The sequence below is a fragment of the Rhizobacter sp. genome, assembly GCF_031412075.1.
Taxonomy (GTDB): domain Bacteria; phylum Pseudomonadota; class Gammaproteobacteria; order Burkholderiales; family Burkholderiaceae_C; genus Rhizobacter.
Map to the genome: position 1 here is coordinate 1 of NZ_JANOCG010000493.1, position 10,818 is coordinate 10,818.

At 65.0% G+C, this 10,818-nt stretch carries 12 protein-coding genes; 8 read left to right on the forward strand and 4 right to left on the reverse strand.

What is annotated here, in order from left to right; translation table 11 throughout:
• Together RMO40_RS18310 and RMO40_RS18315 are read right to left on the reverse strand one after the other, a co-directional pair.
• A partial coding sequence (locus tag RMO40_RS18310; protein WP_309724453.1) for an ABC transporter transmembrane domain-containing protein occupies window positions 1-1,710 on the reverse strand: 1,710 nt, incomplete at its 3' end.
• Window positions 1,711-1,725: 15 nt separating this feature from the next.
• Window positions 1,726-2,271, reverse strand: a complete 546-nt coding sequence (locus RMO40_RS18315; protein WP_309724454.1) for a zinc ribbon domain-containing protein — start codon at window positions 2,269-2,271, stop codon at window positions 1,726-1,728.
• Window positions 2,272-2,395: 124 nt separating this feature from the next.
• Between RMO40_RS18315 and RMO40_RS18320 the strand changes: the two genes are divergently transcribed.
• From RMO40_RS18320 to pgeF, 3 genes are read left to right on the forward strand one after another with little or no spacing between them, the layout of a single operon-like run.
• Complete coding sequence (locus RMO40_RS18320; RefSeq protein ID WP_309724456.1) at window positions 2,396-3,103, forward strand: fumarylacetoacetate hydrolase family protein; 708 nt, start codon at window positions 2,396-2,398, stop codon at window positions 3,101-3,103.
• A complete protein-coding gene (gene maiA / locus RMO40_RS18325) occupies window positions 3,103-3,744 on the forward strand; it encodes a maleylacetoacetate isomerase (RefSeq protein WP_309724458.1) in 642 nt (213 codons plus the stop codon). Before RMO40_RS18320 ends, maiA begins: the two co-directional genes overlap by 1 nt.
• Entirely contained in the window at window positions 3,731-4,477 is a 747-nt protein-coding gene (pgeF, locus tag RMO40_RS18330; protein ID WP_309724459.1) for a peptidoglycan editing factor PgeF, read from the forward strand. Before maiA ends, pgeF begins: the two co-directional genes overlap by 14 nt.
• On the opposite strand, the gene RMO40_RS18335 is transcribed toward pgeF, so the two are convergent.
• On the reverse strand, window positions 4,409-4,735 hold the full coding sequence (locus RMO40_RS18335; protein WP_309724460.1) for a hypothetical protein: 327 nt from the start codon (window positions 4,733-4,735) through the stop codon (window positions 4,409-4,411). The two genes, pgeF and RMO40_RS18335, sit on opposite strands and share 69 nt — an antisense overlap.
• Before the next feature lie 96 nt (window positions 4,736-4,831).
• On the opposite strand from RMO40_RS18335, the gene phaC reads away from it, so the two are divergent.
• The 5 genes from phaC (at window position 4,832) to RMO40_RS18360 (ending at window position 10,343) form a co-directional block, all read left to right on the forward strand.
• Window positions 4,832-6,547 carry a class I poly(R)-hydroxyalkanoic acid synthase gene (phaC, locus tag RMO40_RS18340; RefSeq protein ID WP_309724462.1) on the forward strand — a complete coding sequence of 572 codons (1,716 nt, stop codon included), beginning with the start codon at window positions 4,832-4,834 and terminating at the stop codon, window positions 6,545-6,547.
• 65 nt (window positions 6,548-6,612) lie between these two features.
• Complete coding sequence (locus tag RMO40_RS18345; protein WP_309724465.1) at window positions 6,613-7,791, forward strand: acetyl-CoA C-acetyltransferase; 1,179 nt, start codon at window positions 6,613-6,615, stop codon at window positions 7,789-7,791.
• Window positions 7,792-7,883: 92 nt separating this feature from the next.
• Entirely contained in the window at window positions 7,884-8,621 is a 738-nt protein-coding gene (gene phbB / locus RMO40_RS18350; RefSeq protein ID WP_309724467.1) for an acetoacetyl-CoA reductase, read from the forward strand.
• 32 nt (window positions 8,622-8,653) lie between these two features.
• Window positions 8,654-9,451: an oxygen-dependent tRNA uridine(34) hydroxylase TrhO gene (trhO, locus tag RMO40_RS18355; RefSeq protein ID WP_309724469.1), complete on the forward strand. Its 798-nt coding sequence runs from the start codon at window positions 8,654-8,656 to the stop codon at window positions 9,449-9,451.
• Window positions 9,438-10,343, forward strand: coding sequence for a pseudouridine synthase (locus RMO40_RS18360; RefSeq protein WP_309724471.1), 906 nt, complete (start codon window positions 9,438-9,440; stop codon window positions 10,341-10,343). Before trhO ends, RMO40_RS18360 begins: the two co-directional genes overlap by 14 nt.
• Here RMO40_RS18360 and asd read toward each other — a convergent pair.
• A partial coding sequence (asd, locus tag RMO40_RS18365; protein WP_309724473.1) for an archaetidylserine decarboxylase occupies window positions 10,281-10,818 on the reverse strand: 538 nt, incomplete at its 5' end. The two genes, RMO40_RS18360 and asd, sit on opposite strands and share 63 nt — an antisense overlap.

Sequence of the window (10,818 nt, forward strand, 5' to 3'; positions counted from 1 at the left end):
GCCGTCGAGCAGCACGGCGCCGTCGGTCGGCTGGTACAGGCCCATGATGAGGCGCTGGATGGTCGACTTGCCCGAGCCCACGCGCCCGATCAGCGCCACGCGCTCGCCGGCGGTGATCTTGAAGCTCAGGCCGTCGAGCGCCGAGTCTTGGCGGTTGGGGTAGCTGAACTTGACGTTGCGGAACTCGATGTCGCCACGCAGCTGCGGGCGCTGGATGAAGTTGCTGCCGAGCGGCCGCTCGGCCGGCTTTTCCATGATCTTGTCGAGCGACTCCATGGCGGTGCGCGCACCCTGGTACTGCATCAGCAGGCCCACGATCTGCCCGGCCGGGCCCAGCGCACGCCCGGCGAGCATGCTGGCGGCGATGAGTGCGCCCATGGTCAGCTCGCGCTGGCCGATGAGGTAAACGCCGATCACGATGATGGCCACCGTGACACCTTGCGACAACCAGCCCGTCACGTAAGTGGCCGACGACGACAGCGCCCGCATGCGCACATTGGTGCGCGAAAGAAACACGTTGGCCCGCTCCCAGCGCGCCTGGATCACGCTCTCGGCGCCCAGCGACTTGATGGTCTCGATGCCGGTCAGGCTCTCGATCAGCGTGGCGTTGCGCTGCGCCGAGGCCTGGTAGGTGGTTTGCGACAGCTCGTGCAGCCGGTGCTGCAACACATAGCCCACCACCAACAAGATGATGAATGTGGCGATCACCGGCACTGCGAGCCACGGCGAGATCCAGGCCAGCACGCCGATGAAGATCAGCGCAAAGGGCAGGTCGATCAGTGCGGTGACGGTGCTCGACGCGATGAAGTCGCGCACCTGCTCGAAGCCGCGCAGGTTGGAGGCGAACGAGCCCACCGACTCGGGCCGGTTCTCGAGCTTCATGCCCAGCACTTTTTCCATCAAGGTGGCCGAGATCTGCACGTCGATGCGCGCGCTGGCCTCGTCGACGAAGTGGCTGCGCAACATGCGCATGAACACGTCGGCGCACATGATCAGCAGCACGCCGATCGATAGCGCCCACAGCGTCTCGGTGGCGTTGTTGGGCACCACGCGGTCGTAGACGTTCATGCTGAACATCGGGAACGCGAGCGCGAAGAAGTTGATCAGGAGCGCCGCCCACAGCACGTCGCGGTAGACAAAGCGCTGCTCCAGGATGGCGCTCCAGAACCAGTGCTTGGCCTTGACGCTGCGCACTTCGGGGGTGCGCGCATCGAAACGGAAATGCGGGCGCACGAACAGCGCCACCCCGGTGTATCGAGCTTCCAGCTCACCCCGGCCGAGGCTGATCGAGCCTTGCGAGGTTTCGGGCAGCAGCACGCGGGCGATCTCGCCGCCACCCTCCCAGCCCATCAGCACGCAGGCCTGGTTGTCTTTCAGGATCAGGATGACCGGCAGCGCCGCCTGGTTGATGCGCGCAAGCGGCATGCGCTGCAGCTTGGCCGACATGCCCGCGCGTGCTGCTGCGCGCTCGGCCAGCTCGAGCGTGAGGAGGCCCTTGCCGGTTTCGGTCTTGCTGTCCTTGCCCAGGGGCAGGCCGGCCGACAACGAGGCGCGAGACGCCGCCTGGCCATGCAGGCGGCACACCTCGACCAGGCAATCGAGGAGCGGGTCGGGGTTGATGAGGTCTTCGCGCAGGTGCGTGGTCGCAGCGCTGGCAGCGGGTTGAGCTGCGGGGGGTGGGGGCAGGGGTGTTTGACCGGTGTTGGGCATGGGGTGTGGGTCTGCTCAGCCGATGTCGGCGCAATGCAGGCCGTAGTGGCCCTGGCGGCGGTCTTCGAAATAGTGCTTCAAGGTCTCGCGCACGGTGCGGAATGCGAGCTCGTCCCAGGGGATTTCAGCCTCGGCAAACAACTGCGCTTCGATGGTCTCGGGCCCGGGGGCGAAGTCGGTGTCGAGCAGGCGGGCACGGTAAAACAGGTGCAGCTGGCCCACACGCACCACGTTGAGCAAGGTGTACAAGCCTTGCAGCTCGACGCGTGCACCGGCCTCTTCAACGGTTTCGCGGATGGCACCTTGTTCGGTCGTTTCGCCCAGCTCCATGAAGCCGGCGGGCAGCGTCCAGAAACCATGGCGCGGTTCGATGTTGCGGCGGCACAGCAGCACCTTGTCGTTCCACACCGGCAAGGTGCCCACCACGTTGAGCGGGTTTTCGTAGTGGACGGTGGCGCAGACGGTGCAGGTGGCACGCTCGCGGTTGTCGTCGGCGGGTGTCACGTACTGCACTGGCGAGCCGCAGGCCCTGCAATGCTTGATGCTTCGCGGCTGGAACATGCCAGGCAGTTTAGGGCCTGTTCAATCCCCGCGAACACCCGCGCAAGCCCTGCCTTGCAAGGGGTGAGGGGTCGCGGGCATCATCGGTCACACCTCGACCCATGCCCTTGTGGAGACACTTTCGATGAGCTATGTGCTGCCAGTTCCCCACGTGCCTGCCGTGCCCGTTGCGGGTGGTGAACCCGGGGCTCAGTTTCCGGTGCACCGCATCTACTGCGTGGGTCGCAACTATGTCGACCACGCCATTGAAATGGGCCACAGCGGCCGCGAGCCGCCGTTTTTCTTCATGAAGCCCGCCGACGCCGTGCTGCCGGTGGGCGAAGGCGAGACTGGCCAGATGGCCTACCCGAGCCTCACCCGTGACCTGCACCACGAGGTCGAGCTGGTGGTGGCCATTGGCAAGGGCGGCAAGGGCATCAAGGCGGCCGACGCCACCAGCCACGTCTGGGGCTACGCCGTGGGACTGGACATGACCCGGCGCGACCTGCAAGGTGAAGCCAAGAAGCTCGGCCGCCCCTGGTGCATCGGCAAGGGTTTCGACCAGTCGGCGCCCATCGGGCCGGTGCGGCCGGCGGCGCAGTGTTATTTGAATGCCGCCACCCGCATCGAACTCGACGTGAACGGCGCCAAGCGGCAAAGCAGCGTCATCGGCAAGCTGATCTGGAGCGTGCCCGAGATCATCGAGCAGCTTTCCGCCGCCTGGGAGCTGGCGCCTGGCGACCTGATCTTCACCGGCACGCCCGAAGGTGTGGCCTCGGTGATGGAGGGCGACACGCTGCACGCGCGCATCGACGGGGTGGGCTCCTTGCGCGTGGCGATCACGGCGGGCTGATGGAGCTGTACAGCTATTTCCGTTCTTCGGCATCGTTTCGGGTGCGCATTGCGCTCGCGCTCAAGGGCCTGGCTTACGACTATGTGCCAGTGCATCTGGTCAAGAGAGAGCACCTGAAGCCACCCTACGACACCCTGTTGCCGGCGCAACTGGTGCCTTTGCTGAAAGATGGCGATGCGCTCATCGGGCAGTCCATCGCCATCATCGAATACCTCGACGAGACCCACCCTCAGCCCCCGCTGCTGCCCGCCGATGCGCTGGGCCGCGCGCGGGTGCGGGCCTTGTCGCTCGACATGGCCTGCGAGATCCACCCGCTGAACAACCTGCGGGTGCTGCGCTACCTCACCGGTGAAATGAAGCTGAGCGAAGACGACAAGAACCGCTGGTACCGCCACTGGGTCGAAACCGGCCTCGAAGCGGTGGAGCGCCAACTGGCCCGCAACCCGGCGACCGGACGTTTCTGCCACGGCGACACGCCGACGATGGCCGACCTGCTGCTGGTGCCACAGGTCTTCAACGCCCAGCGCATGGCGTGCCGGCTCGACCACGTGCCCACGGTGATGCGGGTGTTTGACGGGTGCATGGCGCTCGACGCCTTCACTGCCGCGCAACCCTCGGCCTGCCCCGATGCCGCACCCTGACTGGCTGCGCGCCGAATGGCGCACTCCGGGTGTTGCCAGCCTGATGAGCACGCGTTCAGGTGGCGGCAGCGTCGCCCCCTGGGACAGCATGAACCTGGGCGTCGCGGTAGGTGATGACCCGCAGCAGGTGGCCCTCAACCGCGCGCGCTTTGTGCGAGCGCTCGGGGCCGCGCCGGTGTTCATGAAACAAGTGCATGGCACCCGCGTGCTGACCTTGACCTACGAACACCTGGCCTTGCCCGCGCAGGAAGCCGACGCGTGCATCACCACTGAGCCAGGCCTGGCCTGCACGGTCCAGGTGGCCGATTGCCTGCCGGTGCTGTTTGCAGCGCCCGGTGCCGTGGGTGCGGCCCACGCGGGTTGGCGGGGTTTGGCGGGCGGTGTGGTCGACGCCACGGTGCGCCACCTGTGCGAAGCGGCGGCCTGCGAACCGGCGCAGGTCGAATGCTGGCTGGGTGCCTGCATCGGGCCCGATACCTTCGAGGTAGGGGCCGATGTTCTCGAAGGTTTTGGCGTTCAACCCGCAGCGGCCGACCCGCTGCGCTTCAAGCCCTTGCCGCACGGCAAGTGGCTGGCCAACCTGCCGCTGCTGGCACGTGACCGCCTCGCCGCGCTCGGCGTCACCCAGGTCAGCGGCGGCACCTGGTGCACGGTGCAAGAGCGATCAAGGTTCTTTTCGTTCCGCCGCGACGGGATCACCGGCCGCATGGCTGCCGCCATCTGGCTCAAGTGATTCGATTTCCGTTCGCACTGAGCCTGTCGAAGTGGCGGTTTCTTGCTGCTCGCTGGCTTCGGCAGGCTCTGCCTGAACGGAGTTTCGTGCGCGCCGTCGCATTGGCGCGCCCATCACATACAACACGATGGACAGCGGCAGCACCCCATACAACAGCAGCGTGAAAAACGCGCCCAGCAGCGTGCCGACCGGGCTCATGGCCTCGGCGGCCGTCATCAACACCACCACGAACATCCAGCCTATGGCAACGAGATACATTTTTGCTCTTCCATGAGCCGGGTCACGACAATGCTGTGAACGGCAGCGCACACTGTAGCCGTGCGTGCAAAACCAAGATGAGCGGCAAGGAGACACATGAAGACCAAGACAACACGCCCTCAAGCGGCATTCGACCCTCTCGCGGGCGCCGAAGCGGCCGCCCAGGCCTACGGCTCCACCATCGGAGAGACCGTCAAGTCATTGAGCGACCTGAGCCTGCCTTTGCCGGCGTTGAGCGCCTTGCAAAGTGACTACCTGAAAGAGGCGACGGACCTGTGGAACAGCGTCGTCAGCCCTGCCAAAGACGCTGCTGCACCCGCGCTCGACGACAAGCGCTTTGCCGACAAGTCGTGGGCCGAGAACCCGGTGGCGGCCTTCACCGCCCAGCTCTATCTGCTCAATGCCCGCACCCTCGCCAAGATGGCCGACAGCGTGCAGGGTGAAGAAAAAACCCGCCAGCGTGTGCGCTTTGCCGTGCAGCAGTTCGTGGCCGCAGCATCGCCCAACAACTACCTGCCGCTCAACCCCGAGGCGATGAGCCTCGCGCTCAAGACGCAGGGTGAAAGCATCACCCAGGGCATCCAGAACCTGTGGCAAGACCTGCAGCAGGGCCACATGTCGCAGACCGACGAAAAGGTGTTCGAGGTGGGCCGCAATGTGGCCACCACCGAAGGCAGCGTGGTGTTCGAAGGCGAGTTGTTCCAGCTGATCGAATACAAACCGCTGACCAAGACGGTGTTCGAGCGGCCGCTGCTGATGGTGCCGCCCTGCATCAACAAGTACTACATCCTCGACCTGCAGCCCGACAATTCGCTGATCCGCCACACCGTGGCCCAGGGCCATCGCGTGTTCGTGATGAGCTGGCGCAATGCCGACGAAGAGGTCGCGCAAAAGACCTGGGACGACTACATCGAAGGCGCCGCCATCAAGGCCATCGACGTGGTGCAAGAGATCACCGGCGCCAAGACCATCAACACGCTCGGCTTTTGCGTGGGCGGCACCATCCTCGCCACGGCCCTGGCGGTCTTGGCCCAGCGTGGCGAGAAGCCCGCGGCCAGCATGACCTTGCTGACCACCTTCCTCGATTTCAGCAACACCGGCGTGCTCGACCTCTTCGTCGACGAGGCCATGGTGCAGATGCGCGAAATGACCCTCGGCCCCAACAGCCCGGGTGGCGGCAGCCTGCTCAAGGGCCAGGAGCTTGCATCCACCTTCAGCGCCCTGCGGCCCAACGACCTGGTCTGGAACTACGTGGTGGGCAACTACCTGAAGGGTGAAACGCCACCGCCGTTCGACCTGCTTTACTGGAACAGCGACAGCACCAACCTGCCGGGCCCGATGTACTGCTGGTACCTGCGCAACACCTACCTCGAAAACAACCTGGTCAAGCCGGGCAAGGCGACGGTGTGCGGCGTGCCCGTCGACCTGGGGCTGATCGACGCGCCAACCTACGTGTACGCCTCGAAAGAAGACCACATCGTTCCGTGGGACGGTGCCTACCGCAACACCCAGGTGCTCAAGGCCGCGAAGTGCCGCTTCGTGCTGGGCGCCTCGGGCCACATTGCCGGCGTGATCAACCCACCGGCGAAGAAAAAACGCAGCCACTGGATCGGCTCCGCCGCAGCGCTGCCAGGCAGCGCACAGGCCTGGCTCGACAAGTCCAAGGAACACCCCGGCAGCTGGTGGCCCGATTGGGACGCCTGGCTGAAAAGCCACGCCGGCAAACAAGTGGCCGCGCCCAAGGCTGCGGGTAACCGCCAATACAAACCCACCGAACCGGCACCCGGCCGTTATGTCAAACAAAAGGCTTGAGCCGGCGCACGCCGAGAGAACAAACTCGTGATATCAACGCGTCATTCAACCACCAGGAGAACCCCATGTCCGACATCGTGATCGTTGCAGCCGCCCGTACCGCCGTGGGCAAATTTGGCGGAAGCCTGGCCAAGGTGGCTGCGCCCGAGTTGGGCTCTGCGGTGATCGTCGAGCTGCTCAAGCGCGCCAAGCTCACCGGCGACCAGATCAACGAAGTGATCCTCGGCCAGGTGTTGACCGCCGGCTCGGGCCAGAACCCGGCTCGCCAGTCGGTCATCAAGAGCGGCTTGCCGCAGGCTGTGCCGGCGCTGACCATCAATGCGGTGTGCGGCTCCGGCCTCAAGGCGGTGATGCTCGCGGCGCAAGCCATTGCTTATGGCGACTCCGAGATCGTGATCGCCGGCGGGCAAGAGAGCATGAGCATGTCGCCCCACGTGCTGCCCAACTCGCGCGACGGCCAGCGCATGGGCGACTGGAAAATGGTCGACACGATGATCGTCGACGGCCTGCTCGATGTGTACAACCAGTACCACATGGGCATCACCGCCGAAAACGTGGCCAAGAAGTACAGCGTGAGCCGCGAAGCGCAAGACGCGCTGGCCCTGGGTTCGCAGCAAAAAGCCGCCGCCGCACAAGACGCCGGCAAGTTCAAGGACGAGATCGTGCCCTTCAGCATCGCGCAGAAGAAGGGCGACCCGATCGTCTTCTCGGCCGATGAATACATCAACCGCAAGACCAACGCCGAAGCCCTGGCCGGCCTGCGCCCCGCGTTCGACAAGGCGGGTGGCGTGACGGCGGGCAACGCCTCGGGCCTGAACGACGGTGCCGCCGGCGTGGTGGTGATGTCGGCCAAGAAAGCCGACCAGCTGGGCCTGACCCCGTTGGCGCGCATCAAGAGCTTTGCCACCACCGCCATCGACCCCGCCTACATGGGCATGGGCCCGGTCACCGCCTCGCAAAAGGCGCTGCAACGTGCGGGCTGGAAGGCTGCTGATCTCGACCTGCTCGAGATCAACGAAGCCTTTGCCGCGCAGGCCTGCGCCGTCAACAACGAAATGGGCTGGGACACCAGCAAGGTCAATGTGAACGGTGGTGCGATTGCCATCGGGCACCCGATCGGTGCATCGGGCTGCCGCATTCTGGTGACCCTGCTGCATGAGATGCAGCGCCGCAACGCCAGGAAGGGCATCGCCAGCCTGTGCATCGGCGGTGGCATGGGCGTTGCACTGACGGTCGAACGCTGAATGTCATTTGCGCGCGTTGTTGGTGGGAACCCGATTGACCGGAGCCACCTGCGGCGCGACGCTAGAGTTTCACCAACCGAAGGAGAACAACAATGAGCCAAAAGATTGCATACGTCACTGGTGGCATGGGTGGCATCGGAACCACCATGTGCCAGCGCCTGCACAAAGATGGCTTCCTCGTGATTGCCGGTTGCGGCCCGAGTCGCGACTTCAAAAAATGGCTCGATGAGCAGAAGGCGCTGGGCTACAACTTCCACGCCTCGGTGGGCAACGTGGGCGATTGGGATTCGACCGTCGCCGCCTTCCAGAAAACCAAGTCTGAACTCGGCCCGATCGACGTGCTGGTCAACAACGCCGGCATCACCCGCGACGGCATGTTCCGCAAGATGAGCCGCGCCGACTGGGACGCCGTCATCGAAACCAACCTCACCAGCCTGTTCAACGTGACCAAGCAGGTCATCGAAGACATGCTGGAAAAGGGCTGGGGCCGCATCATCAACATCTCTTCCGTCAACGGCGAGAAGGGCCAGTTCGGCCAGACCAACTACTCGGCCGCGAAGGCCGTCATGCATGGCTTCACCATGGCGCTGGCGCAAGAAGTGGCCAACAAGGGCGTGACGGTCAACACCGTGAGCCCGGGCTATATCGCAACCGACATGGTCAAGTCGATCCGCCAGGACGTGCTCGACAAGATCGTCGCCGGCATCCCGGTCAAGCGCCTGGGCACGCCAGACGACATCGCGTCCATCGTGTCGTGGGTGGCGTCGGATGAGTCGGGGTTTGCCACGGGCGCCGACTTCTCCGTGAACGGTGGTCTCCATATGGGTTGATGCCTGCTGCGGGCGACAATCTCGCTCGCGCCATGCCATCTCTCTTCCACATCTCGTTCTACAAATTCGCCGCGCTGCATGAGCCCCATGCCGTCGCGGCGCATTTGCGTTTGCTCGCCGCCGATCTGCTCGGCAGCGTGCTGGTGGCCGAGGAGGGCGTCAACGGCGTGCTGGCCGGCTCGGCAGATGCGCTGGATGCTTTCGAGCGCGCCTTGCTCGAAGACACGCGCTTTGCCGGCATGGTGTTCAAACGCAGCGCCTGCAAGACGGCCCCGTTTGCCCGTCTGAAGATTCACGTCAAGCCCGAGATCGTGGCCGTCGGTGTGCCCGGTGGTGTTGGCGCTTCGCCCGACACCCGTGTCGGCCCCGAAGCGTGGCGGCAGTTGATATCGAGAGACGACGTGGTCGTGCTCGACAACCGCAACAGCTTCGAATACCGCCTGGGCCGCTTCAAGAACGCCGTCGACCCCGGCGTGGCGAACTTCCGTGACTTCCCGCGCTACGTCGAAGCCCATGCCACGCAGTGGCAGGCGGAGGGCAAGACCGTGGCCATGTACTGCACCGGTGGCATCCGCTGCGAAAAGACCAGCGCCTGGATGCGCGGCCTGGGCCTGCAGGTTCGCGAGCTGGAAGGCGGCATCCTGAACTACTTCCAGACCTTGCCTGACGCCGAGCGCGAGTGGGAGGGCGAGTGTTTCGTGTTCGACAACCGCATTGCGCTCGACACGCGCCTGCAGGAAACCGACACCACCGCCGAGCAGGTCTACGCCGGCGAGCCCGATGGCGAGTGGCGATTGCAGCGGGCAAAGCGCCTCGATGCATCCCGCTGACGGTGTCGGCCGCAGCTGTGTGGCCTTGCCGCCCGGGCCGTGGGCCACGCTGATCGAGTTCCTGGTGGAGCGCTTTCCGCGCATTGCGCGTGAAGAATGGTTGGCCCGCATGCAGCGCGGTGAGGTGACCGATGCACAAGGTGCCGCCGTCGCACCCGACGCGCCGTTCACGGCGCATACCAAGCTTTACTACTACCGCAGCCTGCCGCCTGAGCCGCGCATCCCCTTCGCCGAAGAGGTGCTGTACCAGGACGATCTGATCGTCGTCGCCGACAAGCCGCATTTTCTGCCCGTCACGCCCACCGGCCGCTACCTGCAGGAAACGCTGCTGGTGCGCCTCAAGCGAAAGCTCGGCATCGACACCCTGGCGCCGGTGCACCGCATCGACCGCGAAACCGCCGGGCTGGTGCTGTTCACCGTGCAACCGGAGACGCGGGGGCGCTACCAAGCGCTGTTTCGCGACCGGCTGGTAGCGAAGCGCTATGAAGCCATTGCTCCCCATCGTCTAGACCAACCATGGCCACTGATTCGCTCTACCCGCTTGGAAGGGGGTGACTCATTCATGACGATGCAAGAAGTGCCGGGCGAGCCCAACACGGAAACCCACATCGAGCTGATCGAATCCTGGGGCGGGCTGGCGCGCTACGGCCTGCGGCCACTCTCGGGCAAACGCCATCAACTGAGGGTGCACATGGCAGCGTTGGGGCTTCCGATCGTCAATGACCTGATCTACCCGACGCTGCAGCCTGACACTCTCACGCCGGACTACAGCCGGCCTTTGCAGTTGCTGGCCAGAACGCTGGAGTTCACCGACCCGGTGAGCGGCGAATCACGCCGCTTTGAGAGCCGCCATCGCCTCACCCATGCGAATGGCACCGGCCGGCTGCCATGACGGGTTGAACTGCAGCGGGCCTTTGGGGAACAGCATCACGACAGTGGAGCCCAGCAGAAAGCGGCCCATCTCGTCGCCCTGCTTGAGGTGCACCGGCTTGCCCTTGTTCGATTCCGGATAACGCCATTCGCGCACCTCTTTCACCCGCGGCGGGTTGACCACGCCGTGCCAGACGGTGGCCATGCTGCCCACGATGGTCGCGCCCACCAGCACCAGCACGAAGGGGCCGCGCTTGGTTTCGAACACACACACCACCCGCTCGTTGCGGGCAAACAGGCCCGGCACGCCACGCGCCGTGGTCGGGTTGACCGAGAACAGCGGGCCGGGCACGTGGATCATGCGGGTGAGCTTCCCGTCGCAGGGCATGTGGATGCGGTGGTAGTCCTTGGGGCTGAGGTAGAGCGTGGCGAAGTGGCCGTTGTCGAACTGGGTCGCCAACGCCGCGTCGCCGCCCACCAGCGCCGTGGTGGTGTAG

Bases quoted from the DNA above. Each gene is read 5' to 3' on its own strand.
- RMO40_RS18315 (WP_309724454.1), bottom strand. From the start codon at position 2,271: ATGTTCCAGCCGCGAAGCATCAAGCATTGCAGGGCCTGCGGCTCGCCA.
- trhO (WP_309724469.1), top strand. From the start codon at position 8,654: ATGCCATCTCTCTTCCACATCTCGTTCTACAAATTCGCCGCGCTGCAT.
- maiA (WP_309724458.1), top strand. From the start codon at position 3,103: ATGGAGCTGTACAGCTATTTCCGTTCTTCGGCATCGTTTCGGGTGCGC.
- RMO40_RS18360 (WP_309724471.1), top strand. From the start codon at position 9,438: ATGCATCCCGCTGACGGTGTCGGCCGCAGCTGTGTGGCCTTGCCGCCC.
- RMO40_RS18335 (WP_309724460.1), bottom strand. From the start codon at position 4,735: ATGTATCTCGTTGCCATAGGCTGGATGTTCGTGGTGGTGTTGATGACG.
- phbB (WP_309724467.1), top strand. From the start codon at position 7,884: ATGAGCCAAAAGATTGCATACGTCACTGGTGGCATGGGTGGCATCGGA.
- pgeF (WP_309724459.1), top strand. From the start codon at position 3,731: ATGCCGCACCCTGACTGGCTGCGCGCCGAATGGCGCACTCCGGGTGTT.
- RMO40_RS18320 (WP_309724456.1), top strand. From the start codon at position 2,396: ATGAGCTATGTGCTGCCAGTTCCCCACGTGCCTGCCGTGCCCGTTGCG.
- phaC (WP_309724462.1), top strand. From the start codon at position 4,832: ATGAAGACCAAGACAACACGCCCTCAAGCGGCATTCGACCCTCTCGCG.
- RMO40_RS18345 (WP_309724465.1), top strand. From the start codon at position 6,613: ATGTCCGACATCGTGATCGTTGCAGCCGCCCGTACCGCCGTGGGCAAA.